This window comes from Faecalibacterium sp. 9 (assembly GCF_048320955.1).
GTDB classification, from domain to species: Bacteria; Bacillota; Clostridia; order Oscillospirales; family Ruminococcaceae; genus Faecalibacterium; species Faecalibacterium wellingii.
Map to the genome: position 1 here is coordinate 17028 of NZ_JBLWGB010000001.1, position 26479 is coordinate 43506.

General features: G+C 59.1%; 24 protein-coding genes. 8 read left to right on the top strand and 16 right to left on the bottom strand.

Annotated elements, in window-relative coordinates; genetic code table 11:
- Positions 1-5: 5 nt before the first annotated feature.
- The 12 genes from mobB to ACKXF9_RS00165 form a co-directional block, all read right to left on the bottom strand.
- Complete coding sequence (mobB, locus tag ACKXF9_RS00110) at positions 6-524, bottom strand: molybdopterin-guanine dinucleotide biosynthesis protein B (RefSeq protein ID WP_418264929.1); 519 nt, start codon at positions 522-524, stop codon at positions 6-8.
- Complete coding sequence (gene glp / locus ACKXF9_RS00115; RefSeq protein ID WP_418264930.1) at positions 514-1752, bottom strand: gephyrin-like molybdotransferase Glp; 1239 nt, start codon at positions 1750-1752, stop codon at positions 514-516. Before glp ends, mobB begins: the two co-directional genes overlap by 11 nt.
- Before the next feature lie 283 nt (positions 1753-2035).
- Positions 2036-2185, bottom strand: coding sequence for a hypothetical protein (locus tag ACKXF9_RS00120; RefSeq protein WP_418264931.1), 150 nt, complete (start codon positions 2183-2185; stop codon positions 2036-2038).
- Positions 2186-2363: 178 nt separating this feature from the next.
- The gene (locus tag ACKXF9_RS00125; protein ID WP_418264932.1) at positions 2364-3281 is read right to left on the bottom strand and encodes a hypothetical protein; all 918 of its coding nucleotides are present in this window, start codon (positions 3279-3281) and stop codon (positions 2364-2366) included.
- 26 nt (positions 3282-3307) lie between these two features.
- Positions 3308-5464: an aldehyde ferredoxin oxidoreductase N-terminal domain-containing protein gene (locus ACKXF9_RS00130; RefSeq protein WP_418264933.1), complete on the bottom strand. Its 2157-nt coding sequence runs from the start codon at positions 5462-5464 to the stop codon at positions 3308-3310.
- Between the two features lie 12 nt (positions 5465-5476).
- Entirely contained in the window at positions 5477-6121 is a 645-nt protein-coding gene (locus tag ACKXF9_RS00135; protein ID WP_418264934.1) for a ferredoxin-like protein, read from the bottom strand.
- A gap of 22 nt (positions 6122-6143) precedes the next feature.
- Positions 6144-7061: an FMN-binding protein gene (locus tag ACKXF9_RS00140; protein WP_418264935.1), complete on the bottom strand. Its 918-nt coding sequence runs from the start codon at positions 7059-7061 to the stop codon at positions 6144-6146.
- A 161-nt stretch (positions 7062-7222) separates the two neighbouring features.
- The gene (locus ACKXF9_RS00145; protein ID WP_418264936.1) at positions 7223-7987 is read right to left on the bottom strand and encodes a formate dehydrogenase accessory sulfurtransferase FdhD; all 765 of its coding nucleotides are present in this window, start codon (positions 7985-7987) and stop codon (positions 7223-7225) included.
- A gap of 252 nt (positions 7988-8239) precedes the next feature.
- Positions 8240-8602, bottom strand: coding sequence for a DUF1667 domain-containing protein (locus tag ACKXF9_RS00150; RefSeq protein WP_249237317.1), 363 nt, complete (start codon positions 8600-8602; stop codon positions 8240-8242).
- The gene (locus tag ACKXF9_RS00155; protein ID WP_418264937.1) at positions 8599-9831 is read right to left on the bottom strand and encodes an NAD(P)/FAD-dependent oxidoreductase; all 1233 of its coding nucleotides are present in this window, start codon (positions 9829-9831) and stop codon (positions 8599-8601) included. Before ACKXF9_RS00155 ends, ACKXF9_RS00150 begins: the two co-directional genes overlap by 4 nt.
- 3 nt (positions 9832-9834) lie before the next feature.
- Positions 9835-11295: an NAD(P)/FAD-dependent oxidoreductase gene (locus tag ACKXF9_RS00160; RefSeq protein ID WP_418264938.1), complete on the bottom strand. Its 1461-nt coding sequence runs from the start codon at positions 11293-11295 to the stop codon at positions 9835-9837.
- Positions 11296-11569: 274 nt separating this feature from the next.
- Positions 11570-12295, bottom strand: coding sequence for a GntR family transcriptional regulator (locus ACKXF9_RS00165; RefSeq protein WP_418264939.1), 726 nt, complete (start codon positions 12293-12295; stop codon positions 11570-11572).
- Positions 12296-12545: 250 nt separating this feature from the next.
- Here ACKXF9_RS00165 and ACKXF9_RS00170 point away from each other — a divergent pair, with 250 nt between their 5' ends.
- The 8 genes from ACKXF9_RS00170 to ACKXF9_RS00205 all read left to right on the top strand — a co-directional run bounded on the left by ACKXF9_RS00170 (position 12546) and on the right by ACKXF9_RS00205 (position 21080).
- The gene (locus ACKXF9_RS00170; protein ID WP_249237321.1) at positions 12546-13574 is read left to right on the top strand and encodes a zinc-binding alcohol dehydrogenase family protein; all 1029 of its coding nucleotides are present in this window, start codon (positions 12546-12548) and stop codon (positions 13572-13574) included.
- A 41-nt stretch (positions 13575-13615) separates the two neighbouring features.
- A complete protein-coding gene (locus ACKXF9_RS00175) occupies positions 13616-14347 on the top strand; it encodes a nuclease-related domain-containing protein (RefSeq protein WP_418264940.1) in 732 nt (243 codons plus the stop codon).
- A 380-nt stretch (positions 14348-14727) separates the two neighbouring features.
- The gene (dctP, locus tag ACKXF9_RS00180; RefSeq protein WP_418264941.1) at positions 14728-15795 is read left to right on the top strand and encodes a TRAP transporter substrate-binding protein DctP; all 1068 of its coding nucleotides are present in this window, start codon (positions 14728-14730) and stop codon (positions 15793-15795) included.
- A 33-nt stretch (positions 15796-15828) separates the two neighbouring features.
- Positions 15829-16335, top strand: coding sequence for a TRAP transporter small permease (locus ACKXF9_RS00185; RefSeq protein ID WP_418264942.1), 507 nt, complete (start codon positions 15829-15831; stop codon positions 16333-16335).
- Between the two features lie 16 nt (positions 16336-16351).
- On the top strand, positions 16352-17641 hold the full coding sequence (locus tag ACKXF9_RS00190; protein WP_418264943.1) for a TRAP transporter large permease: 1290 nt from the start codon (positions 16352-16354) through the stop codon (positions 17639-17641).
- A gap of 453 nt (positions 17642-18094) precedes the next feature.
- Entirely contained in the window at positions 18095-19162 is a 1068-nt protein-coding gene (gene dctP, locus ACKXF9_RS00195; RefSeq protein ID WP_418264944.1) for a TRAP transporter substrate-binding protein DctP, read from the top strand.
- A 112-nt stretch (positions 19163-19274) separates the two neighbouring features.
- Positions 19275-19787 carry a TRAP transporter small permease gene (locus ACKXF9_RS00200; protein WP_339396292.1) on the top strand — a complete coding sequence of 171 codons (513 nt, stop codon included), beginning with the start codon at positions 19275-19277 and terminating at the stop codon, positions 19785-19787.
- Between the two features lie 3 nt (positions 19788-19790).
- Positions 19791-21080, top strand: coding sequence for a TRAP transporter large permease (locus tag ACKXF9_RS00205; protein WP_418264945.1), 1290 nt, complete (start codon positions 19791-19793; stop codon positions 21078-21080).
- 603 nt (positions 21081-21683) lie between these two features.
- On the opposite strand, the gene ACKXF9_RS00210 is transcribed toward ACKXF9_RS00205, so the two are convergent.
- The 4 genes from ACKXF9_RS00210 to mnmA all read right to left on the bottom strand — a co-directional run bounded on the left by ACKXF9_RS00210 (position 21684) and on the right by mnmA (position 26441).
- The gene (locus ACKXF9_RS00210) at positions 21684-22709 is read right to left on the bottom strand and encodes a zinc-binding alcohol dehydrogenase family protein (protein WP_418264946.1); all 1026 of its coding nucleotides are present in this window, start codon (positions 22707-22709) and stop codon (positions 21684-21686) included.
- A 374-nt stretch (positions 22710-23083) separates the two neighbouring features.
- Complete coding sequence (locus ACKXF9_RS00215) at positions 23084-23971, bottom strand: putative manganese transporter (RefSeq protein ID WP_339396294.1); 888 nt, start codon at positions 23969-23971, stop codon at positions 23084-23086.
- Between the two features lie 585 nt (positions 23972-24556).
- Complete coding sequence (locus ACKXF9_RS00220) at positions 24557-25327, bottom strand: ThiF family adenylyltransferase (protein WP_418264947.1); 771 nt, start codon at positions 25325-25327, stop codon at positions 24557-24559.
- Between the two features lie 10 nt (positions 25328-25337).
- A complete protein-coding gene (mnmA, locus tag ACKXF9_RS00225) occupies positions 25338-26441 on the bottom strand; it encodes a tRNA 2-thiouridine(34) synthase MnmA (RefSeq protein ID WP_418264948.1) in 1104 nt (367 codons plus the stop codon).
- Positions 26442-26479: the final 38 nt, after the last annotated feature.

Here is a 26479-nt window from a genome sequence, read left to right on the forward strand (position 1 = left end):
TCTCCTTACAGAGTCGGCATCTGGGCAATGATCCAATCGGCCAGCGGCTGGATGTCCTCCAGCCCGAAGTCTGCACCCGGGATGTCGCCCACCACGGCCAGCGGCTGGAACGACACCGGCGCGTCTGCGATCTCCCTGCGCACCACTTCGATCTTGGGCCAGCCGCTGGATTTGAAGCCTTCCAGCAGCACAAGATCATAGCCGTGCCGCTCGAACAGGGCCAGCAGATCCTGCTCGGTCAGGCGGAATTCTTCGGTCAGCAGATAGCGGGTGCCGGAGTAGACCGCCACGCCTTCGGCCCCTGCTTCCCGCAGACGGAAGCTGTCGGTGCCGGGCACATCCGGGGTAAAATCGTGGCCGTCGTGCTTGATGATACCCACCTTCAGCCCACGGCTGCGCAGGACGGGCAGCAGCTTTTCCAGCAGGGTGGTCTTGCCGCTGTTGTGTGTGCCGCTGACGGCCAGCACCGCCGGGCGCTTGAGCTCCAGTTCTTCTGCCAGAGCCTGTTTGGATTCAATATACAAAGTAAAGCACCTCCACTTCTTCGCCCGGAGCCACCGGGCCGCTGCCTGCGGGCAGCTTTACCAGACAATTGCAGCCGATCATGGCAGAAAGGCTGCCGGACGAATGCGCTTCGGCGCTGCCCTCGCCGGGGATGGTCACGCTGCCGCCTGCCGCTTTCGCCCGCAGGTAGCGGTCGCCCTTGCTGGATTTGGAAAAGCCGGTGGTCAGGGTGCAGGTGGTGCGGGGAAGAATGCAGCTTTCCTCCCGGCGCCCTGCCGCCCGCAGCAGGGCCGGGACGGCGTACTGTTCCAGGGTTGCCGCTGCGGCAAAGGGGTTGCCGGACAGGCAGAACACCAGTTTGCCGGCGATCTCTGCCGCCAGCATGGGGCTGCCGGGCTTCTGTGCCACGCCCGCAAAGAGCATCTGTGCCCCCAGCCGTTCCAGCACGGCGGGCAGATAGTCCTTCTGCCCTACCGAAACGCCGCCGCTGGTAATGACGGCATCGCAGCCGGTCAAAAGCTCCCGCAGCTGGCAGGCGATGACCTCCGGGTCGTCCGAGCAGTGCCGCCGCTGCACGGCAAAGCCCAGCTGCCCCAGCCGGGCGGCGTTCTGGATGCCGTTGGCATCGTAGATTTTGCCGGGAGCCCACGGTTCACCGGGAGCCAGCAGCTCACTGCCGGTGGAAAGAATGCCCACGGTCAATGTGCGGTACACCGGCACCTCAGCATAGCCCTGCCCCGCCAGCACACCCAGATGGGCGGGGGTCAGCGGTGTGCCCTCGGCGGCAATGATGGCTCCGGCGGCGATATCCCCGCCCCGGAGCACCACGTTCTGCTGCGGTTTCAGAGCTGAATAAAGCTGCACCGTTTCTTCGCCGCTGTCGGTCAGCTCCTGCATCAGCACACAGTCCGCGCCTTCCGGCAGAGGGGCACCGGTCATGATGCGGGCCGCGCAGCCCACAGGCAGGGCGGCGGCGGGGGCATCCCCGGCGTAGAGCTTCATGGTCACAGGCAGCGTGACCGGCGTTTCGCGGCTGGCCCCGGCGGTATCGGCGCTGTGCAGGGCGTAGCCGTCCAGCGGGCTGCGGTCAAAAGGGGGCTGGTCCATCCGGGCGCACAGCGCCTTTGCGGCAATGCGGCCGCAGGCTTTTTCCAGCGGCAGGATCTCCACCGCCGGGCGCGGCAGTGCCGCCGCTGCATCCAGCACGCGGCGCAGCGCAGCGGCAGGTGCGCAGAAAGGCTGTTTCATAAAAAATCCTCCAAATTCCCGGCTGCACCCGGTCTGCTATGGCTCAGACGGGGCGTGCCGGGGATATTCTTTTTTCCGGGGTGTATCTGAAAAGTCGAAAATTTAGTCTATTTCTACAAACACAGCTGGATTTTGCGTGAAACAGCCTTGAAATCCACAAAGGATTTCTGCGGCTCTTTGCCTTAAATCCCGCTTGTGCTTGCGAAATATTCGTCATTTTCTTTGTTTTCAGGTACACCTTAAAAGGCAGGTGAAAAAGAAGCGGAGACGTCTTGACCGAAAATCAAAACGCCTCCGCAGAATATCCGCACATACCGGCCAGCGGCAGCTTGCAGTCTGCCCTGCCGACGGCATCCCCGGCCTGTGCCGTCCTTGCAGTGACGGTACGGCCCGGGAAGTGCCCTGTGTGGATGGGAGGAGTTCTTTTTTTCAAATTGCAGCGTTTCTTCTGCGGGAAGGCGGCAGGGTTTCCCCCTCCACCCTTGAATGCCGGCCGATCTATTTTGATCCAAGCCCTTAGCATTGCGGCGCGGTGTCCTGCTCTTTGTGGGAGTTTAGACACCTTTGCTCAAAGAAGCTCTTATACCCTGTTCAGTTGTGTGGGAATGCTTTTAGTCGCAGAAATCGTCCACGTCGCTGATGGCTTTTGCATAGCGGCGGGTGAGGTGCTTGGTGGAAAAGAGGAACCGCTCATTCTGATTGTTGGTCAGCTCCTCAATGTCGGCATACTCCGGCTTGCCCTGCATGGACTCCCATGTCTGCTCGATGACTTCCGGCGCAAGGCCGTAGGGAGAGCGCTGGAAGTACTTCAGCGGGGTGGCGCTGGGATAGATGCGGGCATTGAACCGCACCATCTCGGCGAACATCACACACAGATCCTTGTCCTCAATGAGCTGCGCGATCATGGCGTAGTTGTCGCTCATGTTGGCGTTGGAATAGTAGTAGGTATCCTTTGCGCCCTTGCGGGTGGTGATGTCCTCGCACTGGGGGTCTGCGGGCATCTGCGCCAGCAGCTCGTCTGCATTTTCCACCTCGGTCAGCAGCAGGGCGTGGGGGGTCAGCAGCGCAGCCGCAGAGCGGGAGCGAATGTAACCGGCCAGTTCCTGTGCCGGGGTAAGCTCCGGCAGCTCCGGAGCGGTCTTGGTGGGCTGATCCGCAAAGGGATCATTTTCTGCCTCCGGCTCGGCGGCCAGAAAATCCAGCAGCTCCGGCTTTGTAGCATCAGGCTGTGCAGCCTCAGTGGCTTCGGGTGCGGCCCCGGCGGCCTGCTTTGCAGCAAGCTCGGCGGTCTCCCGCTCCACCACGGCCATCACATCCTCGCCGGCCTTGGCGGCACTGCCGTCAAAGGTGCTGCCGGTCTCCTTCAGGCGGCGGGCCGTCTCGCTGGCGGCATCGATGTCGAACACCTCTGCCTTGGGCTTTTTCTTTGCGGCCAGCTCTGCCTTCTGCAGTTCCAGAACGGCCTGCTCCGGGTCCACGCTGCCGTCTACGGTGGTGGTGTAGCCGGGTTTACGTCTGCCAAACAACATGACGATCGTTCCTCTTTCTATGGGATTTATTCAGCTGCTGCGGTGTTCTGGGCGTAGATGCCGCGCTTTTCCAGATCATCGGCCATGTCTGCCAGATCATACTTTTCCAGCGTCTCGCGGGTGGGCACACCGGTGGTGCGATCCCAGCCGAAGATGTCGTAGAACAGATCCTTTGCCTTTTCCATGTCGGCGCGGTCCAGCTTGGTGGTGCCTTCCTCGAATGCCTTGAAGTCGGGGTCCTTATCGAACACCCAATCGCAGATGGCATCGTGCTCCTGACGCAGGTTTGCGCTGCCGCAGTTCTGCTGGAAGCTGATGGCGGTCATCGCGCGCAGCATCTGGGTGATGCGGGCGCCGTCCTCCTGCAGACCGGCCTGGGTATAGGTCTCGCCGGTGACAGCGGTCATAAAGTCTGCCTGCAGGTCCAGGTCGCCGTGGTACTCACGCTCCTTGGAGGGAGACTGGGTCATGGGCCACATCCAGTTGCACAGGGTGGCAGAGTCGTGGAAGTTCTTGTCGTTGACGCAGTATGCAGCCAGCTTTGCCTTGTTCTCGTTGATGGGAGTGTAGGCCTTGGCCTTATCGTAGCAGCCCTCGCCGAAGAAGTCTTCCATGACCTTCTTGGTCACCTCATAGGGAGCACCGGAACCGGTCTCGCAGACGATCTCGTGGATCATGCAGTCACGGTTGTAAACGAGGTTGTACAGCATACCAACCTGCCATGCCTCAGCAGGGCCGTGGTGGTTGGGGAAGCCGTTGTAGATCAGGTTGGAGTTGGTAGCACCATCGTCGCGGTCCAGCCAGCTCTTGGGCAGGCCGAACTTTTCCATCATAGCCAGGGTGCCCTTGGCGATGACGGACAGGTCGCCCTCACCGTAAGCCATGCGGCGGATCAGCTCAACCTCCCAGCGGGGATCGCCGGCCTTCTCCCACTCCCAGGGCAGGGAATCGTACTCAGCCTCGCTGATGTACTTGGTGGCCTCCTCACGGGGCATCCGCAGGATCCACAGCAGGTCGCGGTTCAGGTTGCCGTAGTTGTCCCACAGACCCATGTCGTCCACTGCATGAGACCATGCCAGATTGATGACCATGGTGCCGTCGCCTTCGTACTTGAAGTCGTGCACGCCGTCCGGGTAGACGCGGGTGCCGTACAACACGGGCATACAGGTGTTGGAGTTGTGGGTGGGCAGATCGTAATCTGCCAGCGGGTCCACATCATACTCGGTGTAGCAGCGGATGGGGCAGGAAGAGCAGCCGCCGTTCTTCACGGTGTACTCGGCAGCGGGAGCGCCGAAGTCGAAGTAGCCCTTGAAGCAGCGCAGAGCTACCTTGTTGATATCGTTGTAGGGCTGCTCGCCGGTATCCACGGGGCCGCCGGGAGCCTTTTTCCACATACGGCCGGGAGCGCCGGACCAGCGGTTCTTGCCGGAGGTGGCGCTGTACTCTGCCCAGCTCTGGGGCTGTGCGGGCACATTGTGGTTGTTGTTGCCGCCGATCAGGTTGCCCATCATGTAGTTGGACAGCTCCAGCACCTTCTTGGGGTCAGCCACCTTGACGCTGCCGGTGCCGCGGATGGCAAGGCCCTTCAGCTTCTTGTTGCCCAGCGCAGCGCCCAGACCGGCGCCGCCGGAGTTGCCAAAGCTGGTGTTCAGGGTGGAGTAGTCCACCAGATTCTCACCGGCAGGGCCGATGGAAGCGGTCTCGAACTCGCGGCCGTTCTGCTCCACCATCCACTTGTTGGCAGCAAAGGTGCCCTTGCCCCAGATCTCGCTTGCGTCCTCCAGAGAGACCTTGTCGTCCTCGATGCGCAGGTAGACGGGCTTTTCGGAGATGCCGCTGAACACGATGCCATCGTAGCCGGCATACTTCAGCATGGAGCCGATGTGGCCGCCCATGTGAGCGTCGATGATGGAGTGGCCCTTGGACCAGGTAGAGCGGAAGGTCACGTTCATGCGGCCGGAGCAGGGCACGCCGGCACCGGTCAGAGGGCCGACGCCAAAGATGACCAGAGCCTTCTCGTCATAGGGGTCCAGCTCCATGGGAGCTTCCTCGTACATGATGCGGTAGGCCATGCCCATGCCGCCGATATATTTATGGTACTTTTCATCGTCCTGAGTGGTGATCTCACCGGTGGTCAGGTTGACGCGCAGGATCTTGCCTGCCCAGCCATAAGTTTCAGCCATTGTTGTTCCTCCTTACAGGTCCATGTAGGCAGCCTGTGCTGCGCTGGTGACGGCATCCCAGTCCACGATGGACAGAGCGCCGGACGGGCAGCCTGCCACGCAGGCACCGCAGGCGATGCACTTGGAGGACTTGCCGGTCTCGGGGTTGACGGTGGGCATGTGCCACGGGCAGGCCTCATGGCAGGCACCGCAGCCGATGCACTTGTCGGTATCCACTACGCGGATACCGCGGTCATCGGTGGTGATAGCCTTCTGCGGGCAGGCATTGCCGCAGGCGGGGTCCTCACACTGACGGCAGGTGTCCGGGAAGTAGACAAAGCAGTTGTCGGTGCCGGACAGCAGGCCATTGCCGTCGCCGTCCAGATTCAGGCGGCGCTGGATCTTGACACGGCTGATGTAAGAGGAGCACACACCGTCGTTGGTCAGCGTGCAGTTGATCTCGCAGCGCTGGCAGCCGGTGCACAGATCCGCATTGACCACCAGCAGGCCCTGCGGCAATGCCCAGGTAGCCACTGCGCCGCTGTCCACCTGCTGCTGGGAGCAGCCGAACAGGGACAGCATGGATGCGGAGAGGGTGAGCCCTGCAAGGCTCCTGCCCGAAATTTTCATGAACTGGCGGCGGGTCATGTCAGCCGTCAGAAAATCGGTTTTTGCCATAGTTTCCATTCCTCCGTTGAGGTCACTCTGCGCAGAGCACCTCGGTCACATAGAAATACGAGTTGTTGACGATGTTCGTTACCGCCGTCGAGGTGATGGTCGCGCCGGAAAGGGCGTCCACCTCGGTCAGGTCGGCACTCACCGCACCGGTCTGGGCCTGCTCCGTGGTCAGGTCGGCCTGTGCCAGACGCGCCTTGGACTGCTCTTCTGCCGAGAGATCCGCAAAGGGGATCGCCATAGGCTCGCCGTCCAGTGCGCTCTTGCTCAGCTCAGCTGCGTACAGCCTGCGGCGTGCCACGGCCTCTGCGCTGGAATCCAGCGGCGGGGCCAGCTCATCGCTCAGGGGCTGACCGTTCAGTGCCGAGAGGGTCAGGCCTGCCGCATACATCCTGCGGGTGGCCTCGGCCTCGGGAGAGGTGTCGGACACGTTCCACTGTGTGGGATCGAACTCCTCAGCGGCAGTGGTGTCCTCCGCCACTGCACCGGCAGAGGCGTAGGCTGCGCCGGTGGCCGGATCGGTCACAGTGTAGCTCTTGCCTGCCAGCGTAAAGGGAGCCGCGCCCTGGTACTGGGACGTGAACTCCGGGTTGACGCACTGGCCGCCAAGGTTGTCGGTCTCCGCCTGCGAAAGGATCTCCACAGCGGAAACATTGCCCTCGGCGTCAAGGGTCACAGCAGCCTGCACATCGCTCTGGAAGCCCTTCTGAGTGCCCTCCACGCGGTAGCTGCCGTCGTCGAGCTGGTACACTGCGCTGATGCCGTAGGCGGCTGCATCCGCCTCCGACACCGGCAGCAGGGTACCGGCAACCGTGGTGCGCGCGTGCTGCACAGCGATCAGACCGACCGCCATGGCAACCGTGGCAGCGCCCATGGCTGCATAGCCCGGCAGCCGCTTACGCCACAGCGGAACGGGCGCAAACGGGTTGGTTGCCTGCTTCATGTTATCACCTGCCTGTTTTTGTTTGTGCGGGAAAGTTTCCCGGACATGAAAATAGCCGCTCCTGCTGCTGCAACAGCGAAGCGGTTTCTTCGTTATCATTTTATCATCCGTACCGGAGGTAAGTCAACGCAAACAGCCGTGCTTTCTCTGTTTTGTCACCATCATTTTACACATTCTGCTAAAGTTAGCGGATGTTTCCTGCCGCACACCAGCTGCAGGCCGTATTCCTGCGCCAGTTCCAGCGATTGGATCGTGGGCATGCTCTTGCTCACCAGTGCCGGAACGCCCGCCCGGATGGCCTTGCGCACCATGTCCACGGGCACCCGGCCGCTGGTATAAAGCACGCATTCTGCCAGCGGGACGCCCTGCAGCAGCATCTCGCCCACAGCCTTATCCAGTGCGTTGTGCCTGCCAATGTCCTCGCAGGCAAAGAGGATGGTTCCCTGCCGCAGCACAAAGCAGCTGTGCACAGCGCGGGTGGCGCGGTACAGCGGCAGGCCGGCGCTCATGGCGGCGGCAAGCGTATCCAGCCATTCCGGCTGCAGCTCCAGCTGCGGCACCGTGCGCAGCGGCGGCAGTTCCACCGGGCTGCTCAGCGTGACATTATCCGTGCAGCAGCTGGACACCGCCTGCGCCGCTGCACCGCGGGCCGTCAGCCGATGATTCAGGTAGACGTTCACCTTCAGCCCCTCAGCACAGACTGCGGCCTGCTCTACCTCCTGTGCCGAAGTGATCCAGCCTTCGGTCAGCAGCCGCCCCAGTGCCAGCTGCGGCAGCAGCTCCGGCGTGCACACCACCCGGAAGGCCGGCTGTTCATTGACATAAAGCGCGGCGGCATGCTCTGCCGGAAGCACCGCCGCGGTGCCGTCCGGCAGACGCGCCGTTTCAAAGGCAGCTGCCCTGCCAAAAAGGTCGTTGATCTGCATAAGTCCATTCCTTCCCTGTGTGCCGGGTCTCAGAAGCATTTGGTCCCCGCACCAATACAATATAAGTATAGCAGAGGATCCCGCACGAGAAAAGACTGTCCGCTGCATTTCGGGGTAAAAAGGTTATTTCGGGACCCTTTTGGGCAGAGCAGGCGTCCCCTTCTGTTTGCACGAAAAAGCACCCGCCGCCGGGCATTTTCAGACCGGGCAGCGGGTGCTTTCCTTTATATCATGGAGAACGATGCAGATGATTTACTTTGCGGCAACATTCTTGGTGACCATCACGTCACTGTCCAGTCCGCAGACGTTGTGCAGAACGATGGTGCCCGCCTTGACGGGGGCAGTCAGCACCACCTTGCGGATCTCGTCCATCACCGGGAAGATCATATCCTTGGGGATAGCCCGGGTCAGGCGGACGCTGGTGACAGGCAGCTCGCCGCCCTTGACCAGCACCGAGCTGGCGATGGTGCGGCGGGGCGCAGTCAGCTCCTGACGGACATACTGTTCGCCGCGGGGGCAGGTGTGGCCGGTGACTGAGATCACCTGACCATTTTCAACTTCGGCTTCGATCTCGCAGCCGTTGGGGCAGACGATACAGGTAAATTGCTTTTTCATTCCACCGACACCTCCAGTGCGCCCGTTTCCTGCAGCTTGGCAGCAGAGACCTTGAACTGGATCATCTCCGCAGGAATGGCTTTCTTCATCTTCTTGGCAGCAACTTCCACACCGTTCTGGCGCACCACGATGCGGCAGTCACGGTAGTGGTTCCGCACGCGCAGCGACAGGCTAAAGTCGTTCTTGCCGCTGACCTTCTGCGGAATGGTGTGGCCCACGCCCTCGCCGCACTTCACGTCCAGCGTGCAGGGATCGATGCCCTTGCCCTCAACGTAGGCGGCAGCGTGGCGTGCCAGTGCCTCGGACTCCATGGAAACAAAGTCCACCAGATCATGCACATGCAGCACATTGCCGGCAGAGAACACGCCGGGCACGTTGGTCTGCAGGTTCTCGTCCACCACAGCGCCGTTGGTGTGGGGGTCAATGGCGATGCCGGCATCCTCCAGCAGCTTGTTCTCCGGGATCAGGCCCACGGAGAGGATCAGCGTATCACACTTGTACTCCTTCTCGGTGCCGGGGATGGGCCGACGGTTCGCGTCCACCTCGGAGATGGTCACGCCGGTCAGACGGTCACGGCCATGGATCTCGGTGACGGTGTGGCTGAGATAGAGCGGGATATTGTAGTCATCCAGACACTGCACGATGTTGCGCGGCAGGCCGGAGGGGTAGGGCATCAGCTCGAACACTGCCTGCACATGAGCGCCTTCCAGCGTCATGCGGCGGGCCATGATCATGCCGATATCGCCGGAGCCGAGGATGATGACCTCCTTGCCGGGCATCCGGTTGTAGAGGTTCATGTAAGCCTGCGCGGTGCCTGCGGTGAACACGCCCGCCGGACGCTCGCCGGGAATGCCCAGTGCGCCGCGGCTGCGCTCCTTGCAGCCCATGGCAAGCACCACAGCCTTTGCCTGATACTGGCGCAGGCCGCTGCGGGTGGAGGCGGTGACGACACGATCCGCCGTCAGGCTCAGCACCGTAGCGCTGGTCTCGTAGGGGATCTCACGCTTGTTCACCTCATCAATGAAAGCCTGTGCATACTCGGGGCCGGACAGGCTCTCGCCGAAGCGGCCCAGACCAAAGCCATCATGGATGCACTGGCGCAGGATGCCGCCCAGCATCGCCTCGCGCTCCAGAATGATCATGTTGCGGATGCCCTGCTTGTGCAGCTCCACCGCTGCGGCAAGACCTGCGGGGCCGCCGCCGATAATCACAACGTCCTTCTGTTCCATCGCTCAGTTCTCCTCCTTCCGCATGGTTCCGGTCAGGACCCAGGAGCCCTGACGGCTGTAACGAACATCCTCCGGCTCGGTGCCCAGCTCCTGCTCGATGAAGTTCTCGATCTTCATCTGGCAGAAGCCGCCCTGACAGCCGCCCATCATGGCGCGGGTACGGTACTTGATGCCGGTCATGGTGGAGACGCCCAGCGGGTTATGGATGGCCTGCAGGATCTCCGCCTTGGTCACTTCCTCACAGCTGCAGATCATCTCGCCGTAATCAGGATCCTGCGCGATGAGCTCTGCCTGCTGCTCCGGAGTGCACTCTGCAAACTTGACGATGCCCTTGTGGTGCGGGTCGAAGCCGGGGTTTGCCTCGAACTTCTCGTGCTCCAGCATCAGGCCGATGACGTAGCGGGCCAGCGGCACGCTGCCGGTCAGGCCCGGGGACTCGATGCCCACGAGGTTGACGGCATTGGGGGCCACGTCGTCCCGGATCTCCACCTTCCAGTCCTGAATGGCGCCGTTCTCATCCACCCACTTGGGCTGGATGCCGGCGAAGGTGCGGATCTGATCCTTTTTAAAGATGTGGGGCCACAGCTTTGCGCCCTCCACGGCCAGACTGTCCATGTTGGCCTGCGGCACGCTGTAATCGTCCAGCACATCGGTGTTCTCGGCATCCGGGCCCACGGTGACGTTGCCGTCCACGGTGGGGGTGATGTGGATGCCCATATAGGTGTTGCTGGGCACCGGGTACACCGGCATGGGCAGCAGCTTGCCCATGCGCTTGTGCAGGATGATGTAGTTGCTGCGGGAGCCGATGACACGGTAGCCGGTCAGGCCCAGCAGGTCGGAGATCTGCTTTGCACCCAGACCTGCGGCGTTGACCACCCAGCGGGTGCAGACATCGCCGTGCTCGGTGTGCAGGTAGTACAGCTCGTTTTCGCGGGTGATGGCCGTGACCTTGTGGTCAAAGAAGAAATCCACGCCGTTGGCGTGTGCGTTCTCGGCCAGAGCCACCGTATACAGGAACGGGTCCATGATGCCGCTGTTTTTGGACCACATGGCAAACTTGCCCACCACGGCGGGCACCAGCTCATGCAGCTTTGCCTCGTCGATCATCTCCAGACCGGTGCAGCCGTTGACGGCACCCTGCTTCATGGTGCGCTCCAGCTGTTCCATGTCCTCGGGGGTGTTGCCCACCAGCACCTTGCCGCAGCGCTTGAACGGGAAGTTCAGCTCCTCGGCCAGCTGATCCATGATCTTGTTGCCTTCCACGCAGCATTTTGCCTTCAGGCTGCCGGTGGGGTTGGCAAAACCGCCGTGCACCACCGCAGAGTTACGGCCGCTGGTCTCGTTGCAGACGTCCAGATTCTTCTCCAGCACTGCAATGCTCAGCTTGTAGCGGGACAGCTCGCGCGCAATGGCACTGCCCACGACGCCCGCGCCGATGATGACCACATCGTATTGTTTTTTCATGGTATCCACCTTTCTCCTTTTTCTGGTATGGGAAACCGGCGTTGTGTTATATGTTTCATCGCTTCAAATATATAACATCCTATAGCTTCTGTCAAGCACTTTCCGCAAAAAACATAAACAAAAAGAAGCTCTGCCCTTTGGTAAAAACGACAGAGCTTCTGGAAAATTCGGCGGGAACCGCTTGAAATGCCAAGGGAAAAGGGGTTCCCGGATGCAGGCAGGGCCTCCGCATCGTTCCATTCACGGAAGCGGCCCTGCTCACAAAAACAGCTTCTCAGATGAAGAAATCCGGGAAGCGGTCCAGCAGGCTCTGGAAGTGTTCCCGGTAGGCGCCCAGATGATGCTCAAAGAATGCGTCCACATCCACATCCTTGGGCAGGCCCACCATCAGATATTTATACAGCTGCTCATGCTCCACGCGGAAGGTCTCCATATCCATCTGGCACAGGGCGGTGTCCAGATAGCGCACACGATCCATATGGGTAGTAACGTTGTGCATGGCCTGCCAGATGCGGTCATAGCCGGCATAGGTATACAGGCGCTTATGGAACTCGTTGTCCAGCGTGATGAAGTAATCGCCCAGCACATCGTGGCTGATGCAGGCGGAGCCATCCTGCTGTTCCAGCAGACCGTGCAGCTCACTGAGCTGCGCCTGATTCAGGTGGCCGGACAGGCTGCGCAGCAAAGCGGGTTCCAGCATCTTGCGCATGGCATAGCCCTCGTTGATGTACTGGATCGATATCTTGGAGACGATGCTGCCGCGCTGAGGCAGTACATCCACCAGCCATTCGCCCTTGAGCATCATCAGTGCTTCGTGGATGGGCGTGCGGCTCATGACCAGATGCTCGCTCAGCTCCGCCTCGCTCAGCTGACAGCCGGGCTGCAGCTGGATGTTCATGATATTCTTGCGCAGGATGCGGTAGGCGTAGGCCCGGTTGTTCTCGTCCGGCTGGCGAGGGTCCATCAGCAGCGGCAGGATGCGGGACTTGTCATCTTTCATTGGTAATTTCCCCTTACAATAGTTTGCTCTCCGGCAGGAAAGCGCTGGGTCAAGGTTTGTTGCTTTTAAAGATATTGTTTTCTCTATTATAAGGCATAACATATCACTTGTCAAAAGCCTTTTTGCTAAAAAGCAACTAAAATCCTGAAATTGCGGATAAAAAACTGTAAAACAAGTTGCATTTCCGCCCCAAAGGCGTTATAATATGCTCAACAAGTAACATATCAGTTGGCTATAGGAGGTCAATCACATGTCTGAAATCAATGCGATCCGCTTTGCAGAACCCTGGCAGGTCTCCTGCGTCAAGATCCCCATGCCGGAACCCAAGCCCGGTGAGGCCCTCATCAAGATCATGGCAGCCGGTATCTGCGGCAGCGACATCGGCGCGTTCCGCGGCACCAATGGTCTGGTGAGCTATCCCCGCGTCATCGGCCACGAGCTGGCCGGTGTGGTCGTCTCCATCCCGGAGAACAACAAGAATGGCATCAAGGTGGGCGACCGCGTGGTCGTGGACCCGTACCTGTACTGCGGTCATTGCTATCCCTGCTCCATCGGCCGCACCAACTGCTGCGACGATCTGCACGTTCTGGGTGTGCACGTTGAGGGCGGCATGGCCGAGTACTTCTGCCACCCGGCTGATATGCTCGTCAAGATCCCCGATGGCATGAGCTGGGTGCAGGCCGCCATGGCCGAGCCCCTGACCATCAGCCTGCACGGCATCCACCGCGGCGGCCTGAAGGCAGGCGAATACTGCGCCATCATCGGTGCAGGCCCCATCGGTCTGGCTGCTGCCATGGTGGCACAGGCCTACGGCGCACACGCCATCCTGCTGGATCTGGTGCAGGAGCGTCTGGACTTTGCAAAGTCTCTGGGCGTAGAGTACACCATCAACTCCGGCAAGGAAGATGCCAACGCCCGTGTCCACGAGATCACCGGCGGCGAGGGCGCACAGCAGGTCATGGAGTGCTCCGGCGCAAACCCCGCCATCCGCAGCACGCTGGACCTTGTGAGCCATGCAGGCCGCATCACCTTCACCGGCTGGCCCAAGAAGGAGACCAGCCTGCCCACCGACACCATCACCCGCAAGGAGATCGACCTGCGCGGTGCCCGCACCAGCGCCGGCGAGTTCCCCGAGGCTCTGGAGCTGATCGCCACCAAGAAGGTGGATATGCTCAAGCTGCTCACCAAGACCGTCAAGCTGGAAGAGGTGCCTGAGACCATCATCGACATCGAGAAGAACCCCGGCAGCTACATGAAGGTCGTTGTCACGATGGAGTAAACGGCTCCCCACTACATTGAAGTTATAAGGAGAGTACTGTTTTGGACGCATGGAATATTCTTGTTGTGGTCGTTCTGGCCCTGATCCTTCTGCTGATCCTGCCTATGGTGGCTGCGCGCAACGGCACCAAAAGCTTTACGCAGGCCCTGATGGCCCCGCTGCACCGCAAAAAAAAGCGCGGCCCGCTGGGGCTTGAGGTCGAGCCGGAAAAAAAGCCGGAACGGCATGTGAACAACAGTATGCAGGGCGAGCTGACCGCGATCGTCTCGCAGCTCATCACCTTTACCAAGCGCCAGCACTATACGCTGGTGTACCCCGGCACCATTCAGGAAGACGGCCAGCTGACCACCACGCTGGCGCTGGTGGTCACCCCGGGCGGCGTGGTGGGCCTGAACTGCTTCGGCTTTGCCGGCGAGATCCGTCCCGGCGACCAGCCGAACGACCAGTGGCGTCAGCACATCAACCACACGGACAACCGCATCCCGAACCCTGTCACCACCAGCGAAAAGCAGCAGATGCTGCTGCGCCGCGCCATGGACAGGGCCGGGCTGAGCGGCATCCCGGTGGAGGTGATCGCCGTGTTCACCAGCAAGGAAGCCCGGCTGACCGGCGTCTCTGCCCAGAAGTGCTTTGACCGCGACGGCATGATCGCCTATCTGGAGCAGGAGCGCTTCCATTCCGGCCCGGTGGAGGACACCCACGAGACCGGCGTGAAGCTGAAGAGCCTTGTAACGGTATACAAGTCCGAAAAAAACAAGAAGAAAAAGAAATGATCTGCGTCTGAAATGTTACCAGCAGCCTTCCGGCACAGCGGAACGCTGCAGATGCATTCTCTGGGATTTTTAAACAGACAGCCCGGTACAGTCCTCCTGTACCGGGCTGTCTGTTTTTGTTTTTTCTGGTTTTTATGCTCCATTTCTCCATTTTTTCAGGCTAGTATACAACATAAAGCACAGCTCCCCTTTTGGGAACGGCTGGTAAAGATTCAGATAAGAAGCGCCGTTTTGTATTGTTCCTGTCAATCTGATATGTTAGTATATCGTCAAGGGAAACATGCCGCAGACGGAACGCGGCGTCCGGCTGCATGAACTGGCGCAGCGGCGTTCCACCCTGACCGCAGGCATGAAAACAAATGAAAAGGAGAGATTTTCTTATGCGTATCCACAAGATCACTCGTCGTAACTTCATGAAGGTTGCAGGTGTCTCTGCACTGGCCATGGGTCTGGCAGCCTGCGGCGGCAGCTCCTCCAGCACTGCTGCTTCCACCTCTACCGCTGCATCTGCTTCCACTGCTGCAGGCGGCGAGGTCACCGGCGATAAGGTCGTGATCAACATCGGCCACATCAACGACCAGAGCGACTCCTGGCATCAGGGCGCTCTGAAGTTCAAGGAGTACTGCGAAGCCAACTCCAACGGCACCATCGAAGTGGACGTGTTCCCCAACAGCCAGCTGGGTCCCGAGGTCGATATGATCCAGGGCATCCTGTCCGACAGCGGCACGGTGGACATCACCTTTACCGGCGAGTCCATGCAGACCTATCAGCCCGATCTGGGCATGATCGGCATGCCGTACCTGATCCAGAGCGACGAACAGATGGAGAAGGTTCTGACCGGTGAAGTCGGTCAGGAGTTCGAGGGCCTGATGGAGGCCTGCGGCATGAAGTGCCTGGGCTACTTCACCCGTGGTCCCCGCTACATCACCTCCACCAAGAAGATCACCAGCGTTGCCGACTGCAACAACCTGGTCATCCGCACCCCCCAGTCCGCTATGACCGTGGCCGCCTTCCAGGCTCTGGGCGCAAAGCCCACCCCTATGGCACTGTCTGAGGTCTTCACCTCTCTGCAGCAGGGCACCATCGAGGCACAGGAGAACCCGCTGGCCATGATCGAGACCCAGAGCTTCTATGAGGTCTGCCCCTACCTGATCCTGACCGCTCACCTGCGTGCATGGGTCTACATTGCAATGGGTCTGGCCCAGTACAACCGTCTGTCTGACAGCCAGAAGGCCGTTGTGGATCAGGCCGGTGCCGAGTGCCAGGCATACGAGCACGAGCTGTTCCTGGACAACGAGGAAAAGTACTACAACCAGCTGCAGGAGCAGGGCATGGAGTTCATCGAGGTCGATACCGATGCGTTCGCCAAGGCAATGATCGACGGCGTGCTGCCCATCCTGACCGACAGCCAGAAGAAGATCTACGACGCTATCGAAGCTCTGGCCTGATGCGGCTGTAAATCCTGAAATGAGGTTGAGATCATGAAGAAAGGCTTGGATAAATTCATCAAGGTCTACATGGAGATCTTGTACGCTTTGAGTTCCGTCTTCTATGCAGGCTTCTGCTTCTGCGTTCTGGTGCAGGTCATCAGCCGCAACTTCCTGCCCAATGCCCCCTCCTGGACCGAGGAGCTGGCCCGTTATTCCTTTATTTATATGGTGGCCTTCGGCGTTGGTCTGGCGGCCCTGAAGCACGAGTTCGTCAATGTTGAGTTCCTCGGCGATTTCCTCAAGTCAAAGAATCAGAAGGCACTGGATGTGCTGAACCTTGTCATCGAGGTCATCATCCTTGCCATGTGCCTGATTATTCTGGTGATGGCCGAGCCGAAGTACTGCTTCCCCACCTTTGCGATGAACTCCACCGCCACCAACATCTCCATGAAGTATATCTACTTCTCCCAGTTCCTCACCTTCATCATCCTGCCCGTCAGCTATGTGCTGGACATCGTCCGCACTCTGGTCGGCTGGACCGAGAAGCCTGCTGCATAAAGGAGGTCGAAACGCAATGGTTGCAGTTCTGTTTATTGTTTTCCTCGTCGCACTGGCCATCGGCGTGCCCGTGGCGTTCAGTCTGGGCCTCGCATCCGTGGCCTACATGCTGGGTGCTCACATCCAGATGATCAACTTTGCACAGTATTTCTTCAAGGGTCTGGACTCCTTCACCCTGCTGTGCATCCCCGGCTTCACCTTTGCCGGCAACCTGATGAATCAGGGCGGCATCTCGGATAAGCTGCTGGACTTTGCAGACGCACTGGTCGGCCACGTCACCGGCGGTCTGGCTTATGCAAACGTTCTGGCCTCCATGGTCTTTGCCGGCATCTCCGGCACGGCTCTGTCTGATACCGTCGCACTGGGCGGCGTTGAGATCCCCATGATGGTCAATCAGGGCTATGACGTGCCCTTCTCGGTCGCCATCACTGCCGCTTCCTCCTGCCTTGGCCCCATCATTCCCCCGTCCGTTCCCATGATCATGGCTGCTACCATGACCGGCCTGTCCGTCTCCAAGATGTTCATGGCCGGCATCGTCCCCGGCCTGCTGCTGGGCTTCGGCATGTGCGCTACCTGCTACATCCTGTCGGTCAAGCGCCACTACCCCAAGCGTAACACCCCGCCTACTTGGAGCCATATCTGGCATGCGACCAAGGAGGCCATCTGGGCACTGATCATGGTGGGCATCATCCTGTTCGGCATCATGGGCGGCATCGTCACCCCCACCGAGGCTTCCATCATCTGCGTGGTCTACGGTCTGTTCGTGTCGGTGTTCATCTACCGCAAGATGGGCCCCAAGGAGATGTACTCCTGCCTGAAGGATACCGTTTCCTCCGCTTCCGCTATCATGGCTCTGGTGGCCTTTGCAAACGTGTTTGCCTTCATCCTGACCAAGGAGCACATCCCCAGCATGATCGCTGACGCAATGCTGCATCTGACCACCAACAAGTACCTGATCCTGCTGCTCATCAACCTCTTCCTGATCTTCGTCGGCATGTTCATGGAGACCATCGCCGCCATCCTGATCCTGTTCCCGACCCTGCTGGCCGTGGCTACCGCTGTGGGCGTCGATCCCATCCATTTCGGCATCATCGTGGTCATGAACCTGGTTCTGGGCCTGTGCACTCCTCCCGTTGGTGTCTGCCTGTTCGCTGCTACCAACATCGGTGCCCGCTACGGCAAGTGCACCCTGTCCGACAGCGTGAAGGCTCTGGTCCCGCTGCTGATCGTCAACTTCGGCGTTCTGTTCCTGGTCACCTATGTGCCCTTCCTCACCGTCGGCGTGGCAAATCTGGTCATGGGCTGATAAGCTTTCCTTCTTCTCTTTCTTCTTACGGCTCCTTCCGCTTTTGCGGAGGGAGCCATTTTTTGTCGCTGCGCTTTCCGCACCCGGTTTTGCAGTCCTTTCCATACGCTGGTATTGCCAGAAAATCATGTAACATATCATCAGGTGTTTTCCAACCCTTGTCGGTCACCGCACAGGATCGTTGCGAAAGAAAGGATTTTTATTGTAATTTATTTGTAATTTTCACCTCTGCCGGAGAAAAGTTTCGTCTGTTGTATCCAACAAGCTTCAAATTTTTTACATTTCGCACAAAGATTTGGCTAAGAATTTGGCAAAAAAACTTTGCTTTTTTACTGGACATTCCTCAGCTGATATGTTAGTATATTTGCAGGAAAACCGAACCGCAGAAGCACGAACCTGCTGTTCGGACGTGATAACCGGAAAAGGTCATACGAAGTAAAAGGAGAGAATTTTATGCGTATCCACAAGATTACTCGTCGTAACTTTATGAAGGCTGCAGGTGTCTCTGCACTGGCCATGGGTCTGGCAGCCTGCGGCGGCAGCTCCTCCAGCACTGCTGCTTCCACCTCCACCGCTGCATCTGCTTCCACTGCTGCAGGCGGCGAGGTCACCGGCGATAAGGTCGTGATCAACATCGGCCACATCAACGACGAGAGCGACTCCTGGCATCAGGGCGCTCTGAAGTTCAAGGAGTACTGCGAAGCCAACTCCAACGGCACCATCGAAGTGGACGTGTTCCCCAACAGCCAGCTGGGCCCCGAGGTGGATATGATCCAGGGCATCCTGTCCGACAGCGGCACGGTGGATATCACCTTTACTGGCGAGTCCATGCAGACCTACCAGCCCGATCTGGGCATGATTGGCATGCCGTACCTGATCCAGAGCGACGAGCAGATGGAGAAGGTTCTGACCGGTGAAGTCGGTCAGGAATTCGAGGGCCTGATGGAGGCCTGCGGCATGAAGTGCCTGGGCTACTTCACCCGTGGTCCCCGCTACATCACCTCCACCAAGAAGATCACCAGCGTTGCCGACTGCAACAATCTGGTCATCCGTACTCCCCAGTCCGCTATGACCGTGGCCGCCTTCCAGGCTCTGGGCGCAAAGCCCACCCCCATGGCACTGTCTGAGGTCTTTACCTCTCTGCAGCAGGGCACCATCGAGGCTCAGGAGAACCCGCTGGCCATGATCGAGACCCAGAGCTTCTACGAGGTCTGCCCCTACCTGATCCTGACCGCTCACCTGCGTGCATGGGTCTACATCGCAATGGGTCTGGCCCAGTACAATCGTCTGTCCGACAGCCAGAAGGCCGTTGTGGATCAGGCCGGTGCCGAGTGCCAGGCATACGAGCACGAGCTGTTCCTGGACAACGAGGAAAAGTACTACAACCAGCTGCAGGAGCAGGGCATGGAGTTCATCGAGGTCGATACTCAGGAGTTTGCTGATGCAATGGTCAGCGGCGTGCTGCCCATCCTGACCGACAGCCAGAAGAAGATCTACGACGCTATCGAAGCTCTGGCCTGATCGACTGACGATATAAGTTAAGTTGTTCCAACGGGGCAGGCTGACAAAACTTGCAGTCTGCCCCTTCTTTATCGTCCATACCACCCTCAAGGAAAGAGAGGTCGAATCTTTTATGAAAAAAAGCCTGAATAAGTTCATCAAGGGCTACATGGAAGTGCTGTATGCGCTGAGCTCCGTTTTCTACATCGGTTTCTGCTTCTGCGTTCTGGTGCAGGTCATCAGCCGCAACTTCCTGCCCAATGCTCCCTCCTGGACCGAGGAGCTGGCCCGTTATTCCTTTATTTATATGGTGGCCTTCGGCGTTGGTCTGGCGGCCCTGAAGCATGAGTTCGTCAACGTTGAGTTCATGGGCGACTTTTTGAAAAAGAAGAGTCCCAAGGCGCTGAAGGTGCTGAACCTTGTCATCGAGTTCGCCATTCTGGCCATGTGTCTGGTCATTCTGGTGATGGCCGAGCCGAAGTACTGCTTCCCCGCCTTTGCGATGAACTCCACCGCCACCAACATCTCCATGAAGTATATCTACTTCTCCCAGTTCCTCACCTTCATCATCCTGCCTGTCAGCTACCTGCTGGACATCGTCCGCACTGCGCTGAGCTGGAACGATACCGCTGAAAAGGAGGACTAAGCAATGGTTGCAGTTCTGTTTATCGTTTTCCTCGTCGCGCTGGCCATCGGCGTGCCCGTGGCGTTCAGTCTGGGTCTCGCATCCGTAGCCTACATGCTGGGTTCCCACATCCAGATGATCAACTTTGCACAGTATTTCTTCAAGGGTCTGGACTCCTTCACCCTGCTGTGCATCCCCGGCTTCACCTTTGCCGGCAACCTGATGAATCAGGGCGGCATTTCTGAGAAGCTGCTGGACTTTGCAGATGCACTGGTCGGCCACATCACCGGCGGTCTGGCTTATGCAAACGTTCTGGCCTCCATGGTCTTTGCCGGCATCTCCGGCACGGCTCTGTCCGATACCGTCGCTCTGGGCGGCGTTGAGATCCCCATGATGGTCAATCAGGGCTATGACGTGCCCTTCTCGGTCGCCATCACTGCCGCTTCCTCCTGCCTTGGCCCCATCATTCCCCCGTCCGTTCCCATGATCATGGCTGCTACCATGACCGGCCTGTCCGTCTCCAAGATGTTCATGGCCGGCATCGTCCCCGGCCTGCTGCTGGGCCTCGGCATGTGCGCTACCTGCTACGTGCTGTCGGTCAAGCGTCACTACCCCAAGCGCGATAAGCGCGCAAGCCTGGCTCACGTCCTGCATGCAACTAAGGAAGCTATCTGGGCGCTGATCATGGTGGCCATCATCCTGTTCGGCATCATGGGCGGCATCGTTACCCCCACCGAAGCTTCCATCATCTGCGTGGTCTACGGCCTGTTCGTGGCAGTGTTCATCTACCGCAAGATGGGCCCCAAGGAGATGTACTCCTGCCTGAAGGATACCGTTTCCTCCGCTTCCGCTATCATGGCTCTGGTGGCCTTTGCAAACGTGTTTGCCTTCATCCTGACCAAGGAGCACATCCCCAGTATGATCGCTGACGCAATGCTGCGCCTGACCTCCAACAAGTACCTGATCCTGCTGCTCATCAACCTCTTCCTGATCTTCGTCGGCATGTTCATGGAGACCATCGCCGCTATCCTGATCCTGTTCCCGACCCTGCTGGCTGTGGCTACCGCCGTGGGCGTCGATCCCATCCAGTTCGGTATCATCGTGGTCATGAACCTGGTTCTGGGCCTGTGCACTCCTCCCGTCGGTGTCTGCCTGTTCGCTGCTACCAACATCGGCTCCCGCTACGGCAAGTGCACCCTGTCCGACAGCGTGAAGGCTCTGGTCCCGCTGCTGATCGTCAACTTCGGCGTTCTGTTCCTGGTCACCTATGTGCCCTTCCTCACCGTCGGCGTGGCAAATCTGGTCATGGGCTGATCCTTTCCCAGTCTTTCCAAGAAACTCTTTTACTTCGTCAAAAAAGGGCTGCTGCAAACAGCCCCAAAAAGAGATAGGCGTTCCCGAAAGGGGCCGCCTATCTCTTTTTTTGCACCTACAGCCTTCGTGCCGCCCCGCTGGGATGGGAACGGTCATTCCGCCCCATGCCGGCCTGTCATAGATCGGCTGTCCCCGCTCCGGCCTCTTCTCCGGTCGGCATCCGGAGCAGCAGGAGCTCTTCTGCGCAAAGATCATAGAAGCCTGCTGCTCTCAGGACTGTCGGCTGAGCCAGCGGTCTGAGAAAGTCCTGAACATCATGCGGAATGCCCCCGCAAAGCCCCTGTGCAAGGGGCCGCGAGCAGTCTTCCTTCCGCTGCATTGCCTGCCCCGCCGCTCTAACGCGCTGTGCCATAAAGTGCATTTTCGCAATGGCAAGTTCTTTGTCATTCCGCAATGCCCGCCATCTCCGAACAAAAAACGGCCAGACAAAAGCAGGGTGCGCCCCGAAGGACACACCCTGCCAGTTTTATTTATATCTTACAATGTGCGCTGAGACCGGCGCAAAGCGCCCTCAGAGCGCGGAAACGGCCCGGTGAAGGGTTCTTACTTCTTGAAGGTCAGAACGCCCTTGCGGTAGGAAGGATCTCGGCTGTCCACGAAGTCGAAGGCTGCCTGTGCATCCTCGAAGTTCCAAGTGTGGGAGATGCTGCCGCGCAGATCCACCTTGCCCTCGTTGACCAGATCGATGACATCCTGGAACTTGCGGTTCTGCAGGCGGCTGCCGCGAACGTCCAGCTCCTTGGAAGTAATGACGAACTGGTTGACCTCGGTGGGAGCCACGGAGAAGCCCATGGTGATGACGCGGCCGGCGTTGCCGGTGGCCTGCAGAGCGGTCAGCAGGCTGCCTTTGACGCAGGCGGCATCGATGGTCACGGTGGGGCCGTAGCCCTCGGTCAGCTCGTGAGCCTTGGCGGGAACATCCTCCTTCAGGCTGTTGATGGTGTAGGTTGCGCCGTTCTTCTTGGCCTCTTCCAGCTTGGCGTCGTCGATATCGGTGACGATGATGGCCTTGGGGTTGTACAGCTTGACGATGCGCAGGATGGAGCTGCCCAGAGCGCCGCTGCCGATGATCATGACGGTGTCCTCGCTCTCCAGCTGAGCACGGCTGCAGCACTGCACAGCAATGGTGGTGGGCTCGATCATGACCGCCTCTTCGTCGCTCAGGATCTCAGGCACCAGATAGCAGTCGCGGTCCGGCACAGCCATGTACTCGCGGTAGCCGCCGTCGATGTGCACACCGCGCACCTTCAGGTTGCCGCAGACGTTGGGACGGCCCTTGCGGCAGGCGTAGCAGTGGCCGCAGGCGGTGACCTGATCGATGATGACGCGGTCGCCCACCTTCACGCGGGTCACACCCTCGCCGATCTCCTCAACGATGCCCACGTTCTCGTGGCCGATGATGCGGGGATAGGTGGCAGCGGCATTGGTGCCATGGTAGATGCCCACGTCGGAGCCGCAGATACCGGCAGCGACCATGCGGACCAGAACATTGTTTTCCTTGTCGATCTGAGGCTTCTCGAGATCAACGATCTGCAGTTTATTCGGTTCAACGATCTGAACGCCCTTCATAAAATCTTCCTCCTAAAATCTGATAACGGTCTTAAAGATTTTGATGATCTTTCTGCACGGTGGGCGGATGGCTCCGGGCCGTGCCGATACTAACATATTACCACAGATGGATCAAAAAGTAAATTGCTTTTTGAAAAAAGAAAGTATTTTTCCTTTTTCGCAAAAAAAGACCTGTACAGCGGCTTTATTTCATGTTTTCATGAAACCCCGGCAAAAACATGTAACATATCACAACGGTTAAAATTCAGTAAAAAATGAAACGGGCCATTGCACAGGGGGCGAGCCCCGGAGCAACAGCCCGTTTTTTGTTCTCCACAGCAGGAAGATATTAAAAAGGATACAGCCAAACCGGATGCGGCAGCCCGTTCCGGTCGTTATGCAAACACGGCCACGACCACCTGCATCGCCACGCCCAGAAAGGCACCTGCGCCCCAGGTCAGGCCGGTGATGAAGAGGTTCTGTTTCCAGGAAGGGTTGGTACGCCACAGCACCGCCAGACCCACGCCTGCACCGGTGCACAGGCCCGCCACCAGACTGGAAAAGCGCAGGGCGCCCTCCACATACAGCTGGGTCAGCAGCACGCTGGCGGCGCAGTTGGGGATCAGGCCCACCAGCGCAGCCACTACCGGCTGGAAGAAGCCCATGCTGCCCAGAACGCTGGCAAAGACGTCCTCGCCCACGCCCTCAACGATCAGGCCGAACACCAGACTGAACGCAAAAATGAACACGAAGATCTCCAGCGTGTGGCGCAGGGCTGCCTTCCAGATGGGCTGTGCGTTTCCGGCTTCATCGTTGTGCTCCTCGTGGCAGTCCACTTCATCCGCGTGGCCAGTGTAGCCGCCGCGCAGGCCTTTGGGCAGCACACCGCGCAGGACAAAGTCCAGCGCAAAGCCCACCGCAATGGCGTACACCACCTTGATGACCATGAGCACCGCCAGCTTGTCCCAATAAGCCGGCATGGATACCAGCAGCGGAATGGCTTCGTCACTGGTAGCAAGGTAAACCGCCATCAGGGTGCCCAGCGTGATGACGCGGGAGGAATAGAAGTTGGACGCAATGGCCGAAAAGCCGCACTGCGGCACACAGCCCAGCACCGCGCCCGGAATCGCGCCCCAGCGGCCGCCTCCGGCCAGCAGCGCTTCGATGCGCTCACCATGGCGGGTCTCAATATATTCGATCAGAAGATAAGCCAGAAACAGGAAGGGCAGCATCTTGGCGGTATCCACCAGAGATTCGCCCAGAACATCCAGAAACAGTTCCATATACACTCCAAACGCAGCAGTAAATTGCTTTATTATAGCAAATTGCAACCAATTTGCATTTTCGAACAGGGATGATTATACACGATATTCTCTCCAATTGCAATACCAAATTGCAAATTGATTGCAAATTTATATTATAGAACACTGCAGCGCGTAAAAAACACGATTTTAAATGGTCTTCGCTGACGCTCTGACCATTTTCAGCGGAATTATTATTTTATTTCGCAATTCTGGAAAATCTGCGGATTTTCCAGAATTGCCTTTTCACGGGAGGAGTCATAACCGAAAGCGGAAGCTGCCGCGCTGGTTTCCTGCGGAAACATTCGCGCGGCAGAGTTAACGTTCTGCCTGTTTTCAGCGGGCTGAACCCTCTCAGGAGCTGGCACGCCGTAGGCGTGACCGAGAGGGTTCTGCCAGCAAGCACAAGCCTTTCCTCCACGACCCCCGCCCATGAAAATGGGGTCCAGAAACGCCCGCAGGCGTTTCTGGACCCCAAAATCAAAAATATAATTTCCTTAGCTTATGCGCAAAGCAACGCGGAGCGCATTCAAAATCGTCCCACACAGCAGGAGTCCGCGGTCTGTTTTACCCCTTCATCGGCACAAAGCCCACAAGGTCTTTTACCACCTCGCCGCCGATGATCAGGCCGGCCACCGAGGGTACAAAGGCATTGGAGCCCGGCACCGAGCGGCGCTGGGTGCACTTGCGCTGGGTGCCCGGAGGGCAGATGCAGTGATCCTTGCAGCTGATGTCGTCATCCTCGATGGGGGTCATGGCAGGCTCCTTGGAGTAGACCACCTTCAGGTGCTTGATCCTGCGCTTGCGGCACTCGGTGCGCATCACCTTGGCCAGCGGGCAGACCGAGGTCTTATAGATATCGGTCACTTCAAAGCGGGTCGGGTCCATCTTGTTGCCTGCGCCCATGGAGCAGATGATGGGAGTGCCCGCCTCCTTGCACTTCATCACCAGGGCCAGTTTGCCGGTGACGGTGTCGATGGCGTCCACCACATAGTCGTACTGGGCAAAGTCGAACTGATCCTGTGTTTCCGGGCCAAAGAAGCACCGGTGGGTGGTCACCTTGATGTCCGGGTCAATGTCGTGGATGCGTTGCGCAGCCACATCTACCTTATATTGCCCTACCGTGCTGCGGGTGGCGATGATCTGGCGGTTGAGGTTGGTCAGGCAGACCTTATCGTCATCGATCAGATCCAGTGCCCCCACACCGCTGCGCGCCAGCGCTTCCACCGTGTAGCCGCCCACGCCGCCGATGCCGAACACCGCCACGCGGGAATTGTGCAGTTTTTCCATGGCTTCCGCGCCCAGCAGCAGCTGCGTGCGGGAATACTGATTTTGCATTTCGTTCTCCTTACTTTTCTACGCGGGTGATGGTGCCGCCGCCCAGCACCGTGTCGCCCTGATACAGCACCACGGCCTGACCGGGCGTAGGGGCGCGCTGGGGCTGGTCAAATTCCAGCCGGAAGCCGCACTCCGCCGGGTAGACGGTGGCGGCCTGCTCCACCTGATGGTACCGGGTGCGGGCTGTAACCCGCAGCGGCCCGGTCAGCTCCGGAATGGCGATCCAGTTCACCTCGTCCGCATACACGATGCGGTCGAACAGCATCTCCTCCGGCCCTACCGTGACGGTGTTTGCCTGCATATCCTTGCCGCAGACGTACACAGGTGCCCCCATGGCAAGGCCCAGCCCCTTGCGCTGGCCGATGGTGTACCGCACCGCGCCGTTGTGGGTGCCCACCACCCTGCCGTTTTCGTCCAGAAAATCACCTGCCGGGTAGCGTTTGCCGGTGAAGTCCTCCATAAAGCGGGCATAGTCGCCATCCGGCACAAAGCAGATGTCCTGACTGTCGTGCTTGCGGGCATTGACGAATTTGTGCTGCTCCGCGATCTCGCGCACCTCGGTCTTGTGCAGGCCGCCCAGCGGCAGGCGAATGTGCGCCAGCTGCTCCTGGGTGAGGTTGTAGAGCACGTAGCTCTGGTCCTTGCCCTCGTCCAGCCCCTTTTTGAGCAGGAAACGGCCGGTGGCCTCGTCCTGCTCCACCCGGGCATAGTGGCCCGTGACCACATACTCCATGCCGTGTGCCCGGGCCCAGTCCAGCAGATGGCGGAACTTCATATATTTATTGCAGTCGATGCAGGGGTTCGGCGTGCCGCCCGCCTCATACACGCGGACGAATTTTTCAATGATCTGTTCCCGGAAGTCGGCCGTGAAATCCAACACCTCGTACGGGATATCCATGGCATACGCCACCTCTGCCGCGTCCTCGATGTCCTTTTCCGAACAGCAGGTGTGAAAGCCGGACTGTCCCAGCGTTTCGTTGCGGGTGAGCCGCATGGTGATGCCGGTGCAGTCATAGCCTGCCTGCTGCATGAGCCATGCCGCCACCGAGCTGTCCACGCCGCCGCTCATGGCAATGAGGGCACGCGGCTTTGAATCAGGGATCTGTGTGGTCATAAGTTCTCCTTTGGTGCATTCAACACACTAAAACAGTA

Excerpts from the sequence above, each read along its gene's own strand:
- glp (WP_418264930.1), bottom strand. The coding sequence starts at position 1,752 with ATGAAACAGCCTTTCTGCGCACCTGCCGCTGCGCTGCGCCGCGTGCTG.
- ACKXF9_RS00125 (WP_418264932.1), bottom strand. The coding sequence starts at position 3,281 with ATGTTGTTTGGCAGACGTAAACCCGGCTACACCACCACCGTAGACGGC.
- ACKXF9_RS00130 (WP_418264933.1), bottom strand. The coding sequence starts at position 5,464 with ATGGCTGAAACTTATGGCTGGGCAGGCAAGATCCTGCGCGTCAACCTG.
- ACKXF9_RS00135 (WP_418264934.1), bottom strand. The coding sequence starts at position 6,121 with ATGGCAAAAACCGATTTTCTGACGGCTGACATGACCCGCCGCCAGTTC.
- ACKXF9_RS00140 (WP_418264935.1), bottom strand. The coding sequence starts at position 7,061 with ATGAAGCAGGCAACCAACCCGTTTGCGCCCGTTCCGCTGTGGCGTAAG.
- ACKXF9_RS00145 (WP_418264936.1), bottom strand. The coding sequence starts at position 7,987 with ATGCAGATCAACGACCTTTTTGGCAGGGCAGCTGCCTTTGAAACGGCG.
- ACKXF9_RS00150 (WP_249237317.1), bottom strand. The coding sequence starts at position 8,602 with ATGAAAAAGCAATTTACCTGTATCGTCTGCCCCAACGGCTGCGAGATC.
- ACKXF9_RS00155 (WP_418264937.1), bottom strand. The coding sequence starts at position 9,831 with ATGGAACAGAAGGACGTTGTGATTATCGGCGGCGGCCCCGCAGGTCTT.
- ACKXF9_RS00160 (WP_418264938.1), bottom strand. The coding sequence starts at position 11,295 with ATGAAAAAACAATACGATGTGGTCATCATCGGCGCGGGCGTCGTGGGC.
- ACKXF9_RS00165 (WP_418264939.1), bottom strand. The coding sequence starts at position 12,295 with ATGAAAGATGACAAGTCCCGCATCCTGCCGCTGCTGATGGACCCTCGC.
- ACKXF9_RS00170 (WP_249237321.1), top strand. The coding sequence starts at position 12,546 with ATGTCTGAAATCAATGCGATCCGCTTTGCAGAACCCTGGCAGGTCTCC.
- dctP (WP_418264941.1), top strand. The coding sequence starts at position 14,728 with ATGCGTATCCACAAGATCACTCGTCGTAACTTCATGAAGGTTGCAGGT.
- ACKXF9_RS00185 (WP_418264942.1), top strand. The coding sequence starts at position 15,829 with ATGAAGAAAGGCTTGGATAAATTCATCAAGGTCTACATGGAGATCTTG.
- ACKXF9_RS00190 (WP_418264943.1), top strand. The coding sequence starts at position 16,352 with ATGGTTGCAGTTCTGTTTATTGTTTTCCTCGTCGCACTGGCCATCGGC.
- dctP (WP_418264944.1), top strand. The coding sequence starts at position 18,095 with ATGCGTATCCACAAGATTACTCGTCGTAACTTTATGAAGGCTGCAGGT.
- ACKXF9_RS00200 (WP_339396292.1), top strand. The coding sequence starts at position 19,275 with ATGAAAAAAAGCCTGAATAAGTTCATCAAGGGCTACATGGAAGTGCTG.
- ACKXF9_RS00205 (WP_418264945.1), top strand. The coding sequence starts at position 19,791 with ATGGTTGCAGTTCTGTTTATCGTTTTCCTCGTCGCGCTGGCCATCGGC.
- ACKXF9_RS00210 (WP_418264946.1), bottom strand. The coding sequence starts at position 22,709 with ATGAAGGGCGTTCAGATCGTTGAACCGAATAAACTGCAGATCGTTGAT.
- ACKXF9_RS00215 (WP_339396294.1), bottom strand. The coding sequence starts at position 23,971 with ATGGAACTGTTTCTGGATGTTCTGGGCGAATCTCTGGTGGATACCGCC.
- ACKXF9_RS00220 (WP_418264947.1), bottom strand. The coding sequence starts at position 25,327 with ATGCAAAATCAGTATTCCCGCACGCAGCTGCTGCTGGGCGCGGAAGCC.
- mnmA (WP_418264948.1), bottom strand. The coding sequence starts at position 26,441 with ATGACCACACAGATCCCTGATTCAAAGCCGCGTGCCCTCATTGCCATG.